This window comes from Pseudoclavibacter sp. AY1H1, assembly GCF_002931055.1.
GTDB lineage: Bacteria > Actinomycetota > Actinomycetes > Actinomycetales > Microbacteriaceae > Pseudoclavibacter.
Genome location: NZ_PSXX01000014.1, coordinates 75,857 through 95,627, shown reverse-complemented (window position 1 = coordinate 95,627; position 19,771 = coordinate 75,857). Strand labels below are relative to the sequence as shown.

General features: G+C 68.4%; 18 protein-coding genes. 7 read left to right on the top strand and 11 right to left on the bottom strand.

Going from position 1 to position 19,771, the window contains the following annotated elements; genetic code table 11:
- Nucleotides 1-46 precede the first annotated feature (46 nt).
- Nucleotides 47-1,588, top strand: a complete 1,542-nt coding sequence (locus C5E05_RS17420) for a serine hydrolase (RefSeq protein ID WP_104342645.1) — start codon at nt 47-49, stop codon at nt 1,586-1,588.
- Between the two features lie 61 nt (nt 1,589-1,649).
- Here the strand turns inward: C5E05_RS17420 and C5E05_RS20400 are convergent, their stop codons facing one another.
- Nucleotides 1,650-2,435 carry an HNH endonuclease family protein gene (locus C5E05_RS20400; protein ID WP_219819576.1) on the bottom strand — a complete coding sequence of 262 codons (786 nt, stop codon included), beginning with the start codon at nt 2,433-2,435 and terminating at the stop codon, nt 1,650-1,652.
- Between the two features lie 178 nt (nt 2,436-2,613).
- Here C5E05_RS20400 and C5E05_RS17410 point away from each other — a divergent pair, with 178 nt between their 5' ends.
- Nucleotides 2,614-3,348 carry an SDR family oxidoreductase gene (locus tag C5E05_RS17410; protein WP_104244697.1) on the top strand — a complete coding sequence of 245 codons (735 nt, stop codon included), beginning with the start codon at nt 2,614-2,616 and terminating at the stop codon, nt 3,346-3,348.
- Here C5E05_RS17410 and C5E05_RS17405 read toward each other — a convergent pair.
- Both C5E05_RS17405 and ectB read right to left on the bottom strand, forming a co-directional pair.
- Complete coding sequence (locus tag C5E05_RS17405) at nt 3,326-3,550, bottom strand: hypothetical protein (RefSeq protein WP_104342644.1); 225 nt, start codon at nt 3,548-3,550, stop codon at nt 3,326-3,328. The genes C5E05_RS17410 and C5E05_RS17405 overlap by 23 nt on opposite strands.
- Nucleotides 3,551-4,361: 811 nt before the next feature.
- Entirely contained in the window at nt 4,362-5,687 is a 1,326-nt protein-coding gene (gene ectB, locus C5E05_RS17395) for a diaminobutyrate--2-oxoglutarate transaminase (protein WP_104342642.1), read from the bottom strand.
- Between the two features lie 202 nt (nt 5,688-5,889).
- Here ectB and C5E05_RS17390 point away from each other — a divergent pair, with 202 nt between their 5' ends.
- Nucleotides 5,890-6,222: a nuclear transport factor 2 family protein gene (locus C5E05_RS17390; protein WP_104301405.1), complete on the top strand. Its 333-nt coding sequence runs from the start codon at nt 5,890-5,892 to the stop codon at nt 6,220-6,222.
- 45 nt (nt 6,223-6,267) lie between these two features.
- Here the strand turns inward: C5E05_RS17390 and C5E05_RS17385 are convergent, their stop codons facing one another.
- The 4 genes from C5E05_RS17385 to C5E05_RS17370 all read right to left on the bottom strand — a co-directional run bounded on the left by C5E05_RS17385 (nt 6,268) and on the right by C5E05_RS17370 (nt 10,200).
- Complete coding sequence (locus C5E05_RS17385; RefSeq protein ID WP_104342641.1) at nt 6,268-7,194, bottom strand: hypothetical protein; 927 nt, start codon at nt 7,192-7,194, stop codon at nt 6,268-6,270.
- A 206-nt stretch (nt 7,195-7,400) separates the two neighbouring features.
- On the bottom strand, nt 7,401-8,033 hold the full coding sequence (locus C5E05_RS17380; protein WP_104342640.1) for a DUF937 domain-containing protein: 633 nt from the start codon (nt 8,031-8,033) through the stop codon (nt 7,401-7,403).
- A gap of 129 nt (nt 8,034-8,162) precedes the next feature.
- A complete protein-coding gene (locus C5E05_RS17375) occupies nt 8,163-8,615 on the bottom strand; it encodes an Lrp/AsnC family transcriptional regulator (protein ID WP_258064046.1) in 453 nt (150 codons plus the stop codon).
- A gap of 124 nt (nt 8,616-8,739) precedes the next feature.
- Nucleotides 8,740-10,200 (bottom strand): aldehyde dehydrogenase, encoded by a 1,461-nt coding sequence (locus C5E05_RS17370; protein ID WP_258064911.1) that lies wholly within the window; start codon nt 10,198-10,200, stop codon nt 8,740-8,742.
- 197 nt (nt 10,201-10,397) lie between these two features.
- Here C5E05_RS17370 and C5E05_RS17365 point away from each other — a divergent pair, with 197 nt between their 5' ends.
- The 4 genes from C5E05_RS17365 (at nt 10,398) to C5E05_RS17350 (ending at nt 15,500) form a co-directional block, all read left to right on the top strand.
- Nucleotides 10,398-11,858: an APC family permease gene (locus tag C5E05_RS17365; RefSeq protein ID WP_228496656.1), complete on the top strand. Its 1,461-nt coding sequence runs from the start codon at nt 10,398-10,400 to the stop codon at nt 11,856-11,858.
- Nucleotides 11,859-11,901: 43 nt separating this feature from the next.
- Complete coding sequence (locus C5E05_RS17360; protein ID WP_104342637.1) at nt 11,902-13,335, top strand: FAD-binding oxidoreductase; 1,434 nt, start codon at nt 11,902-11,904, stop codon at nt 13,333-13,335.
- Nucleotides 13,332-13,739, top strand: coding sequence for a cupin domain-containing protein (locus C5E05_RS17355; RefSeq protein WP_258064910.1), 408 nt, complete (start codon nt 13,332-13,334; stop codon nt 13,737-13,739). The genes C5E05_RS17360 and C5E05_RS17355 overlap by 4 nt, the downstream gene beginning before the upstream one ends.
- Nucleotides 13,740-14,804: 1,065 nt before the next feature.
- Nucleotides 14,805-15,500, top strand: coding sequence for a hypothetical protein (locus tag C5E05_RS17350; protein ID WP_146081164.1), 696 nt, complete (start codon nt 14,805-14,807; stop codon nt 15,498-15,500).
- Nucleotides 15,501-15,583: 83 nt separating this feature from the next.
- Here C5E05_RS17350 and C5E05_RS17345 read toward each other — a convergent pair whose 3' ends face one another.
- The 4 genes from C5E05_RS17345 to C5E05_RS17330 all read right to left on the bottom strand — a co-directional run bounded on the left by C5E05_RS17345 (nt 15,584) and on the right by C5E05_RS17330 (nt 19,739).
- Nucleotides 15,584-16,648: a hypothetical protein gene (locus C5E05_RS17345; protein WP_146081163.1), complete on the bottom strand. Its 1,065-nt coding sequence runs from the start codon at nt 16,646-16,648 to the stop codon at nt 15,584-15,586.
- A gap of 61 nt (nt 16,649-16,709) precedes the next feature.
- Entirely contained in the window at nt 16,710-17,054 is a 345-nt protein-coding gene (locus tag C5E05_RS17340; protein ID WP_104342634.1) for a hypothetical protein, read from the bottom strand.
- On the bottom strand, nt 17,051-18,238 hold the full coding sequence (locus C5E05_RS17335) for an ATP/GTP-binding protein (protein WP_104342633.1): 1,188 nt from the start codon (nt 18,236-18,238) through the stop codon (nt 17,051-17,053). The genes C5E05_RS17340 and C5E05_RS17335 overlap by 4 nt, the downstream gene beginning before the upstream one ends.
- Nucleotides 18,239-18,308: 70 nt before the next feature.
- Entirely contained in the window at nt 18,309-19,739 is a 1,431-nt protein-coding gene (locus C5E05_RS17330; RefSeq protein ID WP_104342632.1) for a DUF2130 domain-containing protein, read from the bottom strand.
- Nucleotides 19,740-19,771 lie beyond the last annotated feature (32 nt).

Here is a 19,771-nt window from a genome sequence, read left to right as displayed (position 1 = left end):
GCGTTGGAGGACGGGACAGGAACACGGCCGAGAACTGGGGAAGCGAATGTCACACGAACGTCAGCAGGAGCACCCTGCCGGGGCGCCGCAGATCGCAGAAGCACCGCGAGGTCCGGCGAAGCGCATCCTCGTCATCACGGCACTCGTGGCAGGGATCGTCGCGGTGGTGCTCGGCATGGTGGTCGGCCCGCAGCGTCAGTCGCTCGGCACGCAGGTCACCGGCGATGAGGCGCTCGCGGCCAGGGTCGTGGATGCGGTGGGCGGGCACGGCGGCTTCCGCTCCGTCGTCGTCGCCGAGGTCACACCGGAGAGCACGACGTGGGCCGGGGTGGGCAAGACGGGTGATGGCCGCAACGGGCCGGCTCCTACCAACGAGACGCTCTACGAGCTGGGTTCGGTCACGAAGACCTTCACCGCCGCGCTGTTCGCCGATGCGATCGAACGCGGGGAGGTGGGCGCCGAAGACCCGCTCTCGACGCACATCCCCGAGCTCGAGGGAACTCCGGCCGGCGAGGTGACGCTCGCGAGCCTCGCCCAGCACAGCTCAGGCCTCCCACGCCTCGGCCCCGCCTTCGCCATCGAGTCGCTCGCGGCTTCCCTCTCCGGAGGCAACCCCTACGGCCCGCAGACGCGCGACGCCATGATCACCGACGCGGCCTCCGCTCCCGTCGACCCCGCGCAGGGCCCCGTCTACTCGAACCTCGGAGTGGCGCTCCTCGGCACGGCCCTCGTCAACGCGTCTGGCGCCGAGAGCTACCCGTCGCTGCTCGAGGAGCGCGTGCTCGGGCCCGTCGGCATGCAGTCGACGAGCATCGCCACGACCGAGGCCGAGGTGCCGGCCGAGACCACCCCAGGCTTCCTCGCCAACGGCGCTTCGACCGATCACTGGTGGGGCGAGGGGTACGCGCCGACCGGATCCTCGACGACAACCGACATCGACGACCTCGCCGCGTGGGCTGCCGCCAACCTCGACGGCTCCGCACCTGGCGCGTCGGCGCTCGAGCCGACTGCTCAGTTCGCCGAAGGCAGCGACATCGGCTGGGTCTGGCAGAGCACGCAGGTCACGAACCCCACGGCCGACTCGAATCCGACGCTCACCTGGCACAGCGGCGGAACCGGTGGGTTCGCCTCCGTCGTCATGATCGACCGCGAAGCGCAGAAGGCGGTCGTCGTGCTGGGGAACACGCAGCAGGTCGTCGACCCCATCGCCGTGTCGCTGCTCAGCGGAGCCGAGGTGCCCGACCTCGGCGCGCAGGGCTCGCTCCTGCTGTGGGTGACGTTCGGATTCGCTGTGCTCGCCTCGGGTCTCGCCCTGCTCTTCGCGTTCCGCTCGAAGGCGGCGCTGCCCATCGTGAACTGGCTGCTGCTCGCCGCCGCGGGCCTCGTCAGCCTCTGGTTCGCTGGAACATGGGCGAGCGTCGGCGGCTGGGTGTTCGGGCTCGCTCTGGCACCAGCGCTCGCGGCGGTCGCGGTCGGCGTGCTGCGCTCTCCAGCGCTCCGCTTCCAGCCCAAGAGATGGGCCTGGCTCAGCTGGGTCGGCCTCGCCGTGGTGCTGCTCATCCTCGGGTCGACGCTGCTCGTCATCTGAGCTGAGACGTCAGTGCACCGGCGGGCCGCACCCGACCGGCGCGGCGTGCTCGAGGTCGCGCTTACGCGCAGCCCTCAAGCACGTCGCGCATCGCATCGTGCTCGGCCTGCGTCACCCAGAGGCGGTAGGTGGCCTTCACGACGATCTGCCGTGCAACGTAGGTGCAGCGGTACGACTCCTGGGGTGGCAGCCAGTTCGCCGCATCCTGACTCTTCTTGTCGTCGTTCACCCACCCCGCCGTCGCCTGCAGGTTCATGGGGTCGTTCGACAGCTCCACCCGCTCCTCGAACGACAGATCCTTCGCGCCAGTGCGCCACGCATTCGCGAGCGCCACGACGTGGTCGATCTGCACGAGCGGGCTCGTGTCGGGACCCCGCTGGAAGTCGATCTCGTCCCCCGAGTACGGGTCGACGAAGACGCCCGTGTCGACTCGGCAGCCGTCTCGGTTGCGGTTGACCTCGGTCATGGATGCGGCCAGTGCGTCGTTGCGAGCGTCGCAGCCGTTGCTGTCCGGGTCCTGCCAGCCCTCGCCGAACGAGCCCTCGCGGTCGAACTCCTGCCATTCGTCGCGTGGAGCGACGTCGAGCTTGCCGAGCACGTCGAGGGCATCAGCGGCGAAGGATGCCGGATCGTCACCCTCGGCGGCGGCCTCGACCTCGCCGGCGAGGTCGACGAGCTGGCTGGACTCGGGAGCGGTGCTGCCGTCTGCGGGCGACGTCGCCGGAGGGGCGAGGGGCGTGCATCCCGCGAGCAGAGCCGCGACGCCGATGAGCGCCGCGGCCGCGAGCGCACGGCGTCCGGAACGGTGAACGGAGCGGCGCGCGGTGGGCGAGGAGGTGGGAGGCACTTGGAGCTTTCTCGAGCGGGTCTGCCGCTCAAGACTGCCACAGGGCGGGGCACCGAGCACGAAGCTCACCTCCTCTCCTCGTGCGCGGACTCAGAGGGAGCGCCTGGCATGACGGTGGCAGAATGTGGGAGCCGCGGCTGCCCGCGGTCACACGCCGCACACCCCCGGGGGAACATCCATGACTGAAGTAGGCCAGACCGGCTCACCCGCTGGGTCCGAAGGCGACTCCCAGCGACCTGTTGCCCTCGTCACGGGCGCAACGCGCGGCATCGGCGAGGCCATCGCGCAAGAGCTCGGTCGCACCCACCACGTCCTGGTCGGCGGCAGGGAGCCGCGCGCGGTTGCCGAAGCCGCGGCGCGCATTCCCGGAGCCACACCGTTCGTTGCCGACCTCTACGACGAGCGTCAACTTGCCGAGGCGACCCGCAGCATCCGCCGTCTCGACGTGCTCGTGCACTCGGCGGCCGTGCTCGGCGGGCACGACGCGATCGCCGAGAGCTCACGCGAGCGCTTCCGCCGCGCCTTCGAACTCAACGTGTTCGCGGTCGCCGACCTCACCCGCCTCCTGCTGCCGCTCATCCGCTCGAGCGAGGGCACGATCGTCATGATCAACTCAGGCTCCGGCTACGCGAGCGGCGCGGGCACGAGCGTCTACAGCGGCACGAAGTTCGCGCTGCGCGCGCTGACGGACGCGCTCCGCGAGGAGGAACGCGAACACGGCGTCCGCGTGTCGAGCATCCACCCGGGGCGCGTCGACACTGACATGCAGCGGGAGCTGCGCCAGCTCGAGCACGGCAGCTACGAGCGGGAGCGCTACCTGACCCCCCAGGCCGTCGCCCAAGCTGTGCGCCTCGCCGTCGACACTCCAGCTGGCGGGGCGGTCGACGAGCTCAAGATCCGCCCGATGCGCTGAGGACGCGGACCAGACCATGGGCGGCACCAACCAGATCTTCACCATCGTCGCGTTCGCGCTGCTCGTCGTGCTCGTGCTCGGCCTCGGCCTGCTCGTCGCGATCTTCATGCAGCGACACCGGGCGAAGAAGGCGAAGGCCGCGTCGGACCTCCGGAAGGCTGAGCGCCGCAGGGCCGTCGATGCGGGCATCGCAGGCCTGCACGAGGACACCGACACGAGCGGCGGCATCTCCCTCCTTGGGCTCTCTGTGCAGCAAGCGGTACCGGATGCCCCGAGCGGCGCACCCGCGAAGCCATCGCCCTGGGCGGCGGCGCCGCGCCCTGCCGAACGGCAGGCCGCCTGGCTGTCGGCTTCAGTGCAGCGCGCGTCTGGAACCCCGGGGTCTGGGTTGCCGGGGTCTGGTGTGCCGGAGTCTGCGGTGCCGGAGTCTGGGGTGCGCGGGCCTGGAGCGCCGGTGCCCGGAGCTCCGTGGTCTGGAGGACAGGGAGCTGCAAGAGAGGGAGCTGCAGGACAGGGGTTTGCGGTGCGCGCGCCCGGCGTCGCGGAGTCTGGAGTTCCGGGGCTCACGGCCCATGGCGGAGGGGCACAGGACCTAGGGGCGCAGGCTCGAGGGGCGCAGGACCGAGGGGCGCAGGCTCCTCCAGCCCCGCCTCGGTACGCGCCAGCTCCGCCAGCTCCGGTCGAGTCTGCTCAACGACCTGCCGCGCCTGACCTTGCCCCTCCTGCGCCAGCGCCTGCCGCAGCGTCTGATCCAGAAACCTCCGTTCCAGCGCCGCACCAGTACGGCTCGACGTTCAGCGGCCGCGGACCCCGAAGCAGCTGACCCCACTCCCACTCCCACTCCCGCCCCCGCCCCCACAGCCACAGCCACAGGAGCGAGCCAGAAGCATGTTGCCGGCGCGCGGAGGGTGTTTCGGGGTGACTTGTCTGTGCCCGGGGCGCAGAGACAGAGACGCGCCCCCGGCGACCATGAAGGTCGGGCCGGGGGCGCGTCTGTCGAGCGCTGCGAGCAGCTACGCGTGCGAGGCGGCGTGGTCTTCCACGGCGTGCTCGGCTTCGGAGTCGTCACCGGAGAGGACCGCGTCGAGGCTCTCGCGCACGATGCGGAGACCCGTCTGCAGTTCATCGCTGGTGAGCGTGAGCGCCGGGAGGAACTTGAGGACCTCTTCGAAAGCGCCCGCGGTCTCGATGACGAGTCCACGCTGGAACGCCTCGGCGGAGATGCGCGAAGGCAGGTCGCGGTCGTCGAGGCTGACGATGCCGTACATGAGGCCGCGGCCGCGCACCGTGAGGCCGAGCTGCGGGTAGTCGGCGGCGATGCTCTCGAGGCCAGCGCGCAGTTCGGCGGAACGCTCCGCGACCGTCGTCATGAACACGTCGTCAGCCCAGTACTGCTCGAGCGCGACGCGTGCCGTGACGAATGCGAGGTTGTTGCCGCGGAAGGTTCCTGTGTGGGCGCCCGGCTTCCACACATCCACTGCGGGGCGGAGGAGGACCAGCGACATGGGCAGGCCGGATGCGGAGATCGACTTCGACACCGTGACGAGGTCGGGGACGATGCCAGACTCCTCGAACGCGAAGAAGGATCCGCTGCGGCCGATGCCCGCCTGGATCTCGTCGAGGATCAGCAGGATGCCGCGCTCTTCCGTGATCGTGCGGAGGCGTCGCAGCCATTCGGGGCTCGCGACGTTGATGCCGCCCTCGCCCTGGATGGCTTCGACGATGACGGCGGCGGGCAGGTCGAGGCCGCTGCCGGTGTCATCGAGCATCTTCTCGAACAGGCCGAGCGTGTCGAGCTTGTCGCCCAGGTATCCCTCGAAGGGGAGGCGGGTGACGTCGCTGAGGGTCGTCCCGGCGGCGTCGCGGTACTTCTTGTTGCCGGTGACCGCCACCGCGCCGAGGCTGAGGCCGTGGAAGCCGTTCGTGAACGCGACCACGTTCGTGCGCCCCGTCGCCTGGCGTGCGACCTTGAGGGCCGCCTCGACGGCGTTGGCGCCGGTGGGACCCGTGAACTGGATCTTGTAGTCGTAGCCGCGCGGCTCGAGCACGTACTGCTCGAACGCTTCGATGAACGCCCGCTTCGCGGAGGTCGCCATGTCGAGGCCGTGGAGGATGCCGCCGTGCTCGATGTACTCGACAAGAGCCTTCGTGAACAGCGGGTTGTTGTGCCCGTAGTTGAGCACGCCCGCTCCCGCGAAGAAGTCGAGGTATTCGTCGCCGTCTGCCGTCACGAGGGTCGAACCTGATGCGCGGTCGAACACCACGGGGAATGAGCGGATGTATCCGCGGACTTCTGACTCGCGACGGTCAAATACTTCAAGGGGCGAGAAGTCGCTCATGCTCAGTTCACCTTCTGCTTGTTGACGGGGCCCGTTTGTGACGGGCCGGGCTTGCCTTTATGGAGCCGCAGGGCGGATGCGTGGGGCTGGTCGCCGCGCATCCTGAGATTCTGAGCTTACGGCTATGCCCGGGAATCCGGAGGCTGGCTTGCTACATTGTGGCCGTTCGGGCGGCGATCGTCCGCAACGAGATGGGGGTTCCATGACTGAGATCACAGTGCCTGCGCCGGTGCAGGCCCTTGTCGATGCGATCAACGACGGGGATGAGCAGGCGTTCGTCGACGCGTTCGCCGAAGACGGCTGCGTCGATGACTGGGGCCGCGTGCTCGAGGGGCGAGAGGGTGTCAGCAGCTGGGCGCAGAGTGACGCCATCGGGCAGAGCGCTCAGATGGTCATCAAGGAGGCGACGACCGAGGGCGACACGACCGAGTTGTTCTTCGACTGGCGCAGCAACCGCTTCAACGGCACCTCGCGCGCGTTCGTGACCGTCGAGGGCGACAAGATCAAGCGATTCAGCATCCCGTCGCACCGGTAGTCGGCGGATGCGCCGCCTGGCGGTGACGAGACTGCAGGAGAGCGCTCAGCGAACGGTGAAGAGGAATCCGTCGACGAGATCGGTGAGCTCGCTCGGCGTGACCCGTTGGCGCTGAGGGACCAGCCAGGCTGGCTGGATGCTCTCCAGCAGCCCTTCTCGCACCATGATGTCGGCCTGTTGCGCGTATCCGCGGGCCACATCCTCCGATAGGCCGTACAGGACGACGTCGGCGAAGCCGAGGTTCTCGGCGAACGTTTCGAGGTAGACGACTCTCGTGGGTCCCGCGCCGCGCTCGCCGAGCGGTAGTTCGTGGAGGTACTGGCTCTCTTCGCGGTATCGGTCCCAGAGCTTCGACCAGCGGCGTTGCAGGGGAGACCGCACGAAGGTGAGTGCGACGACGACGGCGAGCGCCGCGAGGTAGACGGGCACCGCCCAGGCGGGGAGCAGAGGGGCCAGCAGCAGCAGGCCGATCGGCACCACCAGGAGGCCCGCGAAGGCGCGGCTGTATGGGCTCCCGAGGAGCCGCGACACCCAGGTGCCGCGGGCCGACGTGTCGACGCGGTGGCGGTCGAGTTCGGCGATGACGCTCGTCTTCAGCGCCGCTCTGCGGGCGGGATCATCGCTGCCGGTGCGATCGACTCGCGCCCGATCCGCTGGCCTTCGTGTCCCCGACGGGAAGTAGGTGTCCACGAGAGCCTGCGACCAGGTGGGCAGCAGTGGATCGTCGCAGAGGAACTCGACCTCCCACCCCGTCGCGCCCGGGGGTCGGTAGCCCGCGTCGGTGATTCTCGCCACGGCACCCGCGTCGTCGACCTCGTGGATGCGCAGCACCCCGCGGTGCGCCAGCCAGAGGAGCTCGCCAGCGAAGGCTGTCTCCCAGCCCCGGCTGTCGTCGTCGAGTCGTTTGAGGCGGTGCTGCGCGGCGAGCGGCGTCAGCGGCAGTCTCGAGCTCGGAGAGATCGGCAGCTTCATCAGGAGAAGCGCGATCGCGGACGCGGCGATGATCAGGAAGGCGGCGAGCGCAATTGCTGCCCAGAGGTCCTCGGTACCGGCGTTGGTGATGGCGGTCTCGTTTCGAAGCAGCGGTCGGATCGGAACGTGCCTGGCGTCAGGCTGCGGGCACGCGGGAGGGCGAACCGAGCATGCGGGCCCTCCCGCGCATCCGCGTCTTTCCTCGCCTAGCGCTTGCCGCCGCCCAGCAGCCCGCCGAGGATGTCGCCGAGCCCGCCCCCGCCCGTCGTGCTGCCCGAGCCGCCGAGCATTCCGCCCAGGATGTCACCGAGTCCGCCGCCACCGGTCGCGCCGCCCGCCTTGCTGCCGGACGCCGAACCGCCGCCGAGGATCCCACCGAGGAGGTCCTCGAGGCCGCCGCCGGAGCTCGCGCCCGCCGTGATGGATGCGCCCTGCTGGCCGCCGAGGAACTTCTTCGCGAGCCACGCGAGCACGATGGGCGCGAGGATCGGGAGCAGCTTCTGCACGAGGCCGGAGGTCTGGCCGCCTGGTGCCGAGCCGAGGGCGGCGGCGACCTGGTCGGTGTTGCTGCCGAACACGTTGTCGACGATCTTCTGGCCGTCGTTCGTGTCGATGTCGGCGAGCGAGACACGGCCGTCGACGAGGGTCGTGTCCTTCTTCGCCAGCGCATGCTCGAGCGATGCGGCCCCGGCGGGGTCAGCCGCGTTGGCCTGCAGCCCGCCGATGAGGGTCGGCAACGCTGCCTGGATCCCATGCTGCGCGGTCTGCTTGTCGACGCCGAGCTTGCCGGCGATGTCGTCCACCGGGATGAGCGCGAGCAGTTCAGTGATGTCGGTCATGAGTTCCCCTTGATCGATGGCGCAGCACCGATCGTGGGGCCGCGTGAGCCCGAGGGTAGCGGTGGAGGCGGTGGATCCGCCGGAAGATCCGGATGCGGTGCGAGCGCGAGACCAGGGGAGTGGCGCCGACTATCCGACGCCCCACCCGTAGGCGAGCTTGTGCGCTTCCAGTACGAAGAAGGTCTCAGTGCGGCGCACGCCGACGGTCGTCTGGAGGCGCTCCAGCAGGAGTTCCTTGTAGTGCTCCATGTCGCGGCAGATCACCTCGACCATGACATCGAAGCCACCGCTCGTGAGCACGACGTAGCTCGTCTCAGGAAGCGCGGACAGCGACTCGCAGACGCTGCGCGCAGCTCCGGGTTCGCAGTGGATGCCCACCATGGCCAGGTGGTCGAAGCCGATCGAGAGCGGGTTCGCGATGCCGACGATCTGCAGGATGCCCGAATCCTCAAGTCGCTGGACTCGGTATCTGACCGACGACGCGGGGTGCCCGGTCTCGTCGGCGATGTCCTTGAAAGAGCGCCGGCCATCCTTCTGCAGGATCGCGATGAGCTGCCGATCGATGTCGTCGAGTTCGTTCACGGCTGCTCCTCGGTTCCTGTGCTGCGGTGTCATCACGTTCTGACCTGCTTTCATGCTCGCACGATGGGGCGGGTCCTGCCGCAGCGCGCATGCTGAGGCAGGACCCGACCGAGGTGGGGTCGGACTAGGAGCCGACGTGGATGGCGCCGGTGCGGAGATCGGTCATGTCGTGCAGCGTGTACATGCCCCCGATGCGTCCCCATCCGGTGCCCTTGCCGCCTGCGCCGCCGAACGGCATGTTGATGTCCCACCAGCCGTTGGAGTCGTTGACGATGACCTGGCCCGTCTCGAGTTCCTCGATGAAGCGGTAGGCCTTGCTGAGGCTCTCCGTGAAGACAGCGGACTGCAGACCGAGGCGGTCGGCGTTCGCGATCCGAAGCGCGTCGTCATCGTCCTTCGCGGTGAGGATCGGCAGCACTGGGCCGAACGATTCCTCCTGCGACAGCAGGCTGGCCTCGCTGACCCCGTCGACGATCGTGAAGTCGTAGTACAGCCCGGTGGGGTGGCCTGCCGCTCGGCCACCGCCGAGAAGGACGTCGAAGCCGAGGCGGCGTGCCTCGTCGAGGTGCCTGTCCATCTTGGCGGCCACTCCCTCGTTGTTGAGCGGCCCGAGGTTCACGGCCGGGTCGAACGGGTCGCCGAGGACGACGTGCGAGCTCGCGTAGGCGAGCGCCGATTCGACGAACGCGTCGTGGACGCGGTGGTGCACGATGAGGCGCTCGGTCGCGCAGCAGACCTGGCCGCCGCAGTAGAAGGCAGAATCGACGGCGGCCTTCGCGGCGCGCTCGATGTTCGCGTCCTCGAGGACGACGATGGGGCCGTTGCCGGAGCACTCCATCAGCGAGCGCTTGAGGCCGGCGGTCTGCACGATCTTCGCGCCGGTCGCCGAGGAGCCGATGAAGCCGATCGCGTCGATGCCGGGATGCGACACGAGCTGCGCGCCGAACGGCCCGTCGCCGGGCAGCACACTGACGAGGCCGTCGGGGACGCCGGCCTCGAGGAGGCAGTCCATGGCTGCGAGCACGGCAAGCGGGGTGTTGCTCGGCGGCTTCACGATGCAGGCGTTCCCGGTCGCGAGGCCCGGGGCGACGAACTCCGTGAACATGAGGAGGGGGAAGTTCCAGGGGGTGATGATGCCCCACGTGCCGACGGGTGCCCGGTAGGTGAACATGCGCTTGTCGATGTCGCTCGATGGCAGGGTCTCGCCGTAGAGGCGCAGCGCATCCTCGGCGTGCAGGTGGAAGAGCTGCGCGGCTTCCTTGATGTCGGCGATCGATTCGGCGACGGGCTTGCCCTGCTCGAGCGTCTGGAGTCGCGCGAGCTCGTCGACGCGTCGTTCGATGGCGTCGCCGATGCGGTGGCAGACCTTCGCCCGTTCGAAGACCCCGAGCTTGCGCCAGGCTTTCTGCGCCGTCCGGGCCTTCTCGACGGCCTTGTCGAGGTCGGCCTGGCCTGGCACTGCGATGGATGCGATGACCTGACCGGTGACGGGGCTCACGACGTCGGTCTGCTCCCCGGTGGAGCCATCGACGAAGTCTCCAGCGAGAAAGAGCTGGGTACGGGTTGCTGCAGGCAGAGTTGTCACTCCGCACCTCCTTGTGTGGTGAACGATCCCCTTCACCCTACGGCGTTGCATTCTCACGAACAAGCAGTTATGTTTCGCAAGAGTTACGTTTTCAGCAACTTGAGCGCCTATATCTTGCGCCGACGAAGAAGTCGGGGCCAGAGTGGGCGCAGTGCGACGGCGAGAGCATCGCCGCCCCCGAATCGATGGAGTCACGCATGTCGACAGAACAGATCCCCGCCGCGGTCCAGGCGGAACACCTCCCCAAGCGAATGCGCTGGTTCGACGGCTTCGCCATGGCGATGACCATGCCGGCCGCGCTGATCGCCACGCTCGGCGCATCCATCGCCGGCCTCGGCGGCTGGGGTGCCGCCGTGCTGTGGGCCATCTCGATGCTGCTCGCGATGGGGGTCAACTGGATCTACACGGAGTTGGCGACGATGTTCCCCGACTCGTCCGGCGGTATCGCGCACTACGCCGCGGAGGCCTGGAAGAAGCGCGCGCCCTGGGTCGCACCGCTCGCCGGCGTCGGCTACTGGCTGCCGTGGGGCACGAACCTCGCCACCTACGGCGCCGTAACGGGCTCCCTCGTCATGGCCCAGTGGTTCCCCGACCAGGACTGGGTGCTGCAGCTCGGCCCGGTCTCGATCACGTTCCCCGTCATGGTGGGGCTCATCGTGATCGGCGTCATGTACCTGATCAACGTCATCGGCGTGCGCGTGACGATGACCTTCGTCTACGTGACCGCGGCGATCCTCATGATCCCGCTCTTCGTCTTCATCGTGTTCCCGCTGTTCCAGTCCGACTGGGCGCCCATGGATCTCACGTGGAACCTGCACGGCATCGAGGGCCTCCACACGGCCATCGTGTGGCTGTACATCATGGCCTGGACGACCTTCGGCATCGAAGTGTGCGCCACCTTCGCACCCGAGTACCGCGACTCCGTAAAGGACACGACGCGCGCGATCAAGGCATCCGTCCTCTTCTGCCTCGGCGTGTTCTTCCTCGTGCCGCTCACCCTCGGCGGGTACGCCGGTGAGGCCGCCATCGCCGAAGACCCGGCCACGTTCTTCATCGCGAGCTTCGCCGACCTGGTGGGCGGCGCGTCCGACTTCATGGTCGTGTGCCTCATCGCCTCGCTGCTGCTCATCATGACCACGTCGGTGGCGGATGCGTCGCGCGTTCTCTTCAACATGGGCAAGGAGGGCGTGACGGTCCGCGGCCTGGGTGTCCTCAACAAGCGCGGCGTGCCGCTCCGCTCGCTCAACGTGATGCTCGTCATGAACGTCGTCATCCTCGTGGTGCTGCAGAACCCGCTCGCGATCATCGTCACGGGCAACCTCGGCTACATCCTCACGCACCTGCTCGCCGTCTCCGGCTTCTTCCTGCTTCGCAAGGACCGGCCCGACGCGGAGAGGCCCATCAAGCTTCCCCGGTTCTTCGTCCCGCTTTCGATCGTCCTGTCCGTGATCCTCGCCATCATCCTGGTCGTGGGGGCAACGGGCTTCTCGGTCACCGGCTACGGCGGTTTCCTCGAGCTCGGCATCGCTCTCGGTCTGCTCGCGCTCGGTGTCGTCATCTGGGTCTTCGTGCAGCGGGGGACGGATCGTCGAGAGCTTCCATCAACACCCGACAGTGCGTCCACCCAAACGGTAGGTACGCAGGGTAGACACGACTAGGCACCAGCAGACAGATGGCCATCACCCCCAAACGGAGGACACCATGACCACGTTCGATCGAGCAGAAGCCGAGATCAGCGAGGAACGCGTCGCAGCATCCCTCGCCGGTGCGAAGGCGACGACCTACTGGCTCGACGATCCGGGCCGCCCGGAGGCACTGCCCCCGCTGCGCGGCAACCACACGGCCGATCTCGTGATCGTGGGTGGCGGATACACGGGACTGTGGACCGCCCTGCTGGCGAAGGAGCGCGACCCGAAGCGAAAGGTCGTGCTCCTGGAAGGACAGCGGGTCGGCTGGGCGGCATCCGGTCGCAACGGCGGATTCTGCGAGGCGAGCCTCACGCACGGCGCTTCGAACGGCAAGGACCGCCTGCCGCATGAGTTCGCGAAGCTGCAGGCGCTCGGCCTCGAGAACCTGCGCGAGATCGGCGACACCGTCAAGCGGTACAGCATGGACTGCGACTACGAGGAGACCGGGGTGCTGCGCGTCGCCACCGAGCCCCACCAGGTCACGGAACTCGAGGACGAGGCCGTCGGAGATTCGGGCGTCGAGTTCTTCGACCGGCAGCAGGTGCAAGCCGAAGCTGCGTCGCCCCTCTACCTGGCGGGAGCCTACGAACGCGAGGGCACGTCGCTCGTGAACCCCGCGAAGCTCGTGTGGGAGCTGCGGCGCGTGGTGCTCGGCATGGGTGTCGCGATCTTCGAGAACACCCCGGTCCGTTCGCTCGACGCCGACGGGGGCGGGGTCACGGTCGAGACCGACGAGGGTAGCGTCTACGCGCAGCGCGTGGCCCTCGGCACGAACGCGTTCCCCGCGCTCATCAAGCGCGACCGCTTCTACACGGTCCCCGTCTACGACTACGTGCTCATGACGAACCCGTTGAGCGACGAGCAGCTCGAGTCGATCGGCTGGAAGCGGCGCCAGGGCATCACCGACCTCAACAACCGCTTCCACTACTCGCGACTGGTGACGGATGCGGATGGCCGCACGCGCATCCTCTACGGCGGGTACGACGCCGTGTACAACTACGGCGGGCGCATCAAGAAGGAGTACGACCAGCGCCCCAAGACGTTCGAGAAGCTCGCGGCGCACTTCATCGCCACCTACCCGCAGCTGGAGGGGCTCGGCTTCTCCCACAAGTGGGGCGGGGTCATCGACACGTGCACGCGCTTCTTCTCGTTCTTCGACACCGAGTACGACGGCCGCGTCGCGCATGCCGCCGGCTTCACCGGCCTCGGCGTCGGCGCGACCAGGTACGCGGCGAACGTGCTCCTCGACCTGCTGAGCGGCGAGGAGACCGAGCGCACGCGCATGGACTTCGTGAAGAAGAAGCCGCTGCCGTTCCCGCCGGAGCCGTTCGCGTCGTTCGGCGCGAAGGTGTCGCTCGCCGAGATGGCGCGCGCCGACCGCAACGAAGGCAAGCGCGGACTGTGGCTGAAGACGATGGATGCAGTCGGGCTGGGGTTCGACTCGTGAGCGGCGACGGTGCTCGTGAGGCGGATGCCGAGGCCGCAGCCGTGAGTGGGATGCTCCCCGGTTCGGTCGTGCACGCGCGGGGTGCATCCCTGTCGCACGACTCCGTCGAGGGCTGGCAGAAGGTGAGCGGCGAGCCGACGACCGCCGCCCTCGACCTCGGTGCCTTCGCGGGCGCGGAGTTCGGGCTGTGGGAGATGTCTGCTGGGTCGATGCTCGACGTCGAGGTCGACGAGGTGTTCCTCGTCATCAGCGGCACGGCGACGGTCGAGTTCCTCGAGCCGGAACTGCCCTCGATCGACCTCGAACCCGGCTCCATCGTGCGACTCGGTGAAGGGATGCGCACCCGGTGGACCGTCACCGGCGCGCCCCTGCGCAAGCTGTACCTCGTGGAGAGCGGCAGCTAGCGGCGGCGGGGGCTGCTTCCGCCGCCGCTTCGGCTTCCGCCGCCCTGCCTTGGCCGTGATGGCTTTCGGTGACCATGATGCGTTTTTACCCATCACCGGTCGCCGAAACCCATCACGTGCATCCGAGAAACCCATCAGCGTCGCGAAAACCCATCCGTGTCGCGAAAACCCTTCAGCGTGCTGCCAAGGGCGGATCTCAGGCAGCGGCACGAGCCGCCGGCACCGGCCCCGCGCCTCTCTTTGTCCCGTGCCGCGCCTGCCGCTGACGCCGGGCCCGTGATGGCTTTCGGTGACCGTGATGGGTTCTTACCCATCACCGGTCGCCGAAACCCATCACGTGCATCCGAGAAACCCATCAGCGTCGCAAAAACCCATCAGCGTGCTGCCAAGGCGGATCTCAGGCAGCGGCACGAGCCGCCGGCACCGGCCCCGCGCCTCCCTTTGTCCCGTGCCGCGCCTGCCGCTGACGCCGGGCCCGTGATGGCTTTCGGTGACCGTGATGGGTTTTTACCCATCACCGGTCGCCAGAACCCATCACGTGCATCCGAGAAACCCATCAGCGTCGCAAAAACCCCGCACGAGCCTTTCCTGAGCCGGCACCGAGCCACCGAGCCACGGAGTCACCGAACCACCAAGCCGCCGAGCCGCCGAGCCGCCGGGGACGGGGACACCGGGGACCGGGGACCGGGGCACCGCGCCCGCGCCCGCGCCACCGGCGCACCGGTGCGACGCGGGCGGTATCCCGGCTGTGGATAACGCGGAGGAGACGGCGCGCGTCCGTACTCTGGCCGCATGTCTGGACCCGAGAATCTGCCGGATGGCGCCGCAGCCGGTTCCTTCAGCGTCCGGGACGGGCGTCGCGCGGGAATGACGGCGGGCCAGCTGAACTCAGCGGAGTTCACGAGCCCGCACCGAGGCGTGCGAATGCGCGGGATCGCAACCACGCCCCTCGAGATCGCGCAGGCGTTCGTGCCGCGCCTCAGGGAACGGAGTGTTCTTGGCGGCGTGAGCGCTGCCCGCGTCTGGGGTCTCCCCGTCCCGCGTCGCCTGGACGGCGACTCCACGGTGCACGTCCTCGTCCCGGCGGGCCGGAACCGGCCGCTGGGGCGCGGAATCCGGTCGCGAAGCATCCATGAACGGTTGTGGGATGCCCGCGACCTGCACGGCGTGCCAGTCGCCCCGCCGGCGCTGACCTGGGCGACCGCCGCGAGACATCTCGAGGTCTCCGAGCTGGTCGTGCTCGGCGATGCACTCGTCGCGACCTCCACGAACTACGAGCGGCTGGTCCGGCCGGACGTCACGCCCGACGGCGCGCGGACAGCCCCGGCGCTTGCATCACTCGAAGAGCTGGCGGGCATCGCGAATGCCTGGGGCAATCGCGAAGGGGGAGCGTCGCTGAGGGTCGCCGCCGCGCGGATTCGCTGCGGAGTGGAATCTCCGATGGAGACCTGGACCCGGCTGGTGATCGTCGCCGCCGGCCTGCCGGAGCCGGAAGTCGGCGTCGAAGTGTGGAATGGTCCGGAGTTCGTGGGACGGGTCGACCTCGCCTATCGGGCGCAGAGAATCGCCATCGAATATGAGGGTGACCATCATCGGACCGACAAGCGACAGTGGCGGAAGGACATCGGGCGCGTCAACCGTCTGCAGGAAATCGACTGGTTTGCCATCAGGGCCACCGCGGCGCAGCTCTGGCCGACGCCGACACGCTTCGTGGACCAGGTGCGCGCCGCGCTGCAGAGAGCTGAGGCTCGTGGTGCGTAGCGGGCTGCGGCTCGGCCCGGCGCCAGCGGGCACGACGTCGAAGCTGGTGCTGGTGGCAGCCCGCAGCCCTCAGCCCGCAGCCCTCAGCCCTTCCGGCCGACCATCACCGACCGCGGCGAGTAGTCCTGGCCCCTCCAGTACAGCATCACGCGCTGACGGCCGATTCGGTACTCGTCGCGGCTTCGCTCGTCTTCGTCCGGAGGGAGGGCCTCCTTCGGGGCACCGAGGTGCTCGAGGACTCCTTCGCGCGTGAACGGGGAGAGCCCCGTGATCAGCTGCGCCGTGCGCGGGTAGTTGGCTTCCGGGGCGTTGCGGTGCGGGTGGAAGACGAGCTCGACGCATTTCACCGCGCCGCCCCTCATGCCCACGATGAGGGAACGGTCGGTGCTCCGGTAGGCGCACTGGTACGCGCCCGAGCGGTTGATCTCGATCGGTCCGTCGATGAGCCGGAGCAGCGCGAGGGCCGCGGGATCCTCGATCTTCTTGCCAAGCGCGGCCGCCGCAAGCGTGAGGTCTCCGGCCACCGTGCGCTTCGCGTCGCCGTTGACGCGCATCGTCGGCGGCGTGGATGCGGTTGGGCCGAGCGCGTCGACGAGCGCGGTGAGGCGGGCGATTTCCCGGGCATCGTCGTCGGCCTCGGAATCCTGCGCGGCTTGCTCGCGAAGCAGCGCGGCTGCTCGTGCTTCGTCGCGGTGCCGCGCGAACCGCGACGCCTCGGCGGTCTCTCCGGCCGCCGCGAGCTGCGCTTCGACGATGCGGTGTCCGTTGAGGAGCGAGAGGGCTCGCTCGCTGACCAGCAGCATCCCATCTCGCTGGGCGAAGTCGTCGTCCGTGTCCGGACGGCCGGTGGGCGCGAGCCGCTCCCATCGCTCCGGGAACGCGCCAGCGTACGAGACGAACTCCGGCGACTTCGTGACGGTCGCCGTGCGCAGCTCGAACCCAGTGAGGTCCGAGGCGCGCAACGCGTCGGCGAGTGCGCCGGTGACGACGAAGTCCGGGAGCACGCTGACGAGCTCATCCCCGAGCCAGCCCGCGAACTCGCAGCGCAGCGGGTCTGCCTGCGAGCGCGCGCCATTCGCATCGTGCATCCATCCGGCTCCGGCGCCGACGGTTCCGGTCGCTTCGGGTTCCAAAGCGTGGTGCTGCATCGTGGCTCCTTCTTCCCGAGTGCTTCTCGAGTTCAGCTTCGGTCGCTCGCGGCGAGCGCGGTCATGCGAGGGGCGGGGCGGGCAGGTCCCAGATGTCGGCGAACCTGGACGCGATCGCTGGCTGGGTCCAGATCAGCGACAGTCCGGTCGCTGCGGAGGAGATGTTGTTCAGTTCAGGGGCGAAGACCACGAACTCGTGGGAGATGGGGCGGCCGGCGCGGTCAGTGCGTCCTTCGGGATCGGGGAAGCGCAGCGCCGCCCGGTCTTCCCCGAGATGCCAGAGTTCGGAGTTGTCGCCGAGGCTCGAGAACGCCTTGTCGTACTCGGGCAGGGGGTCGGCGTAGCCGCCGTCGAGGAGGAAGCGATGCCCCCAGGTGCGGCCCCGGGTGGCCCAGATGAGCTTCACTTCTTGCTCCGGAGGAGGATGCCCTTGCGTTCGGCGTCTTCGAGGTCGAGCTTGAAGCGTGTCAGCATCGCCGTGAGGTAGTCGCGTTTGGCGAGCGCCTCCGCGTTCACTGCCTTGAGCTTGTCGCCCGCGAGCGAGGCTCCGCGTTCGATCGCATCCTTCGAGACGAAGGATGCGGCGAGCCCGGCGAGCAGGCCGAGCGGTCCCGGCAGCTTGACCTTCTTGATGACGAACAAGGCCCCCATTGCCGCGACGCCGGCCACGTTGCCGGCCTTGCCGAAGATCTTCTCGGCCACCTTGCCGCCGTCGTGCAGCGTCTTGGCCCACTTGACGTGGCGTTCGAAGGGGAGGATGGCGGCCAGAGGGAGGACGGCGTCGACTCCGACGCGCTGGGTCACTTCGATCTTCCCTGGCTCGAACTTCGCGGAGGAGAGCAGGATGAAGTCCTCGGCGAACGACATCGCCTCGGGCGCTTCCACGAAGCCGCGCAGCTCCTGGCGCAGCTGGTCGAGCTCGTCGCTGACCTTCTCGACGAGGAGCGCCTTGAACCTGTGCGCATCCATCTCGGGAAGCAGGTCGGACTTGGACAGCGCCAGCACCCAGATGCGCGGGAACTGCGTCAGGGGCTTCCCGTCCTTGAGGAGCTCGGGCTTGAGGCGGAGCAGCTCGGAGCGGATGTTGGTGAGGAGCGACTTCAGGTACAGCTCCTCAGAGCCCTCGTTCTCGAGGAGCAGCTGCCCGTCGACGAGCAGCAGCGCGACGTCCGAGCTGAGCAGCGCCGTGAAGGTCTCCACTCGCCGACGGGTCTCCTCGGTGCCCACCGCGGACTCCTCGAACCACTCGCCCGGGTAGTCGTGCCAGACGAGGCGGAGCGCGTCGAACGGCTTCGACTGCTTCGCCCGCTGCTGGGACCAGGCCTTCGGCCGAACCATGAACGAGTAGGCGGTGTGCGAGAAGCGAGTGGATGCGGGCACCTTCGCTGCGTTCTTCATGCCGAGGTAGCTCTGGTACAGCTTGTCGCTCTGCCCCGTGTCGTCGGCGACGACCTCGTACAGGTTGTCCTTCGCGAACTGCGGCTCCTGCGTCGGGCCGTAGAACGAGGAGACGAGCACCGTCTTCCCGCTTCCGCTGCCGCCGAAGACAGCGATGTGCTGCTCTCGCGTCCTGCTCTTCGCTGATGCCATGGGCGCGTCTCCTGCGGGTCGGGGGCGGGTTTCCGCGGGTCTCGCGGAAGTGGTGCGCGGAGCGTCGAGCCTAGGCGTTCGCCTGGGCGGCGTCCTGGGAACTGTCGCTGTCGCCGCCTCCCAGCTCCGCGAACTTCTGCGTCATCGTGGGGTTGCCGCGGGTGAGCTTCTTGATGGTGACGTCTTGCGCCTTGTCGTTCGCGAGGCGCAGGTTGCGTTCGGAGCCGAGGAGCGCATCCTTCACCTTTTGGAGCCGGGCGATGGCCTTGTCGATTTCGTCGATCGCCTCCCCGAAGCGGCGGGATGCGAGCTCATAGTTGCGGCCGAAGGCGTGCTGGAACTCGTCGAGTCGCTCCTCGAAGTTCGTGACGTCGACGTTCTGCGCCTTCACCGATGCCAGCTCCGCCTTGTACTTCAGGGCGCCAGTGGCCGCCGTGCGCAGGAGGCTGATGAGGGGGATGAAGAACTGCGGCCGAACGACGTACATCTTCGGGTAGCGGTGGGAGACGTCGACGATGCCCGTGTTGTAGAGCTCGCTGTCGGGCTCGAGGAGGGAGACGAGGACGGCGTACTCGCAGCCCTTCTCGGTGCGGTCCTTGTCGAGCTCCTTGAGGAAGTCCTCGTTGCGCTTCTTCGTGGCCGTGCCGTCTGCTTCGTTCTTCATCTCGAACATGATCGACACGATCTCCGTGCCGTCGGTGTCGGAGTCGCGGAAGATGTAGTCGCCCTTGCTGCCGCTGCGAGCGTCGTTGTCCTTCTCGAAGTACGCGTTCGGGAAGGCGGTGGCGCGGAGCTGGTTGAAGAGCGTCTCGCAGTGCTGCTCGAGGGTCTCCCCGAGCATCTTCGTGGACAGGCGCGCCTTCATGTCCTTGAGGCGCTCGATGGCGTCGTCGCGGTCGCGCAGCTGCGTCTCGTACTTGTCCTTGAGGGAGTTCTCGACGAGCTGGCGTTCGAGCTCCGCCCGCTGCAGGCCGTTCTTCAGCTCGTCGCGTTCCTTCTCGACGCGTCCCACGGCTTCGTTCACGGCCAGCTTCTTCTGCGTCTCGAGCGCGCCGAGCTTCGCTTTCAGCTCCTGGATCTCGGTCTCCTTGGCGGATGCGGCCTGCTGCAGTTCGCTGGCACGCCGCGCCTCCGCGAGCTGCTCTGCGGCCTCGCGCTCCTGTCGTGCCGTCGCGAGTTCGTTCGCGAGTGTGTCGCGCTCCTTCTCGATCTTCTGCATTGCTTCGGCGATCGCCAGCTTCTGCGAGACCTCACCCGCCTCGAGCTTCGCCTTCAGCTCCTGCAGCTCGGCGTTCTTCTTCGCGGCGGCCGCCTCGAACTCCTGCACGACCCTCGACTCGGCCAGTTCGATCTCGGCACGCTTCGCCTGCTCGGCGAGCTCGAGCCGCTCGTGGAGGTCCTTCTCGAATTCGCCGTCGCGGACCTGCTTCGCGATGTCCGCGTATCCAGCCTCGTCGACCTTGAACGCCTTGTGGCAGTGGGGGCAGGTGATCTCGTGCACGTTTGATGCTCCTTGCTTGCGTTGAGGGGCTG

Coding starts and splice junctions, on each gene's coding strand:
- C5E05_RS17420 (WP_104342645.1), top strand. CDS start 47: ATGTCACACGAACGTCAGCAGGAGCACCCTGCCGGGGCGCCGCAGATC.
- C5E05_RS17410 (WP_104244697.1), top strand. CDS start 2,614: ATGACTGAAGTAGGCCAGACCGGCTCACCCGCTGGGTCCGAAGGCGAC.
- ectB (WP_104342642.1), bottom strand. CDS start 5,687: ATGAGCGACTTCTCGCCCCTTGAAGTATTTGACCGTCGCGAGTCAGAA.
- C5E05_RS17390 (WP_104301405.1), top strand. CDS start 5,890: ATGACTGAGATCACAGTGCCTGCGCCGGTGCAGGCCCTTGTCGATGCG.
- C5E05_RS17385 (WP_104342641.1), bottom strand. CDS start 7,194: ATGAAGCTGCCGATCTCTCCGAGCTCGAGACTGCCGCTGACGCCGCTC.
- C5E05_RS17380 (WP_104342640.1), bottom strand. CDS start 8,033: ATGACCGACATCACTGAACTGCTCGCGCTCATCCCGGTGGACGACATC.
- C5E05_RS17365 (WP_228496656.1), top strand. CDS start 10,398: ATGTCGACAGAACAGATCCCCGCCGCGGTCCAGGCGGAACACCTCCCC.
- C5E05_RS17360 (WP_104342637.1), top strand. CDS start 11,902: ATGACCACGTTCGATCGAGCAGAAGCCGAGATCAGCGAGGAACGCGTC.
- C5E05_RS17345 (WP_146081163.1), bottom strand. CDS start 16,648: ATGCAGCACCACGCTTTGGAACCCGAAGCGACCGGAACCGTCGGCGCC.
- C5E05_RS17335 (WP_104342633.1), bottom strand. CDS start 18,238: ATGGCATCAGCGAAGAGCAGGACGCGAGAGCAGCACATCGCTGTCTTC.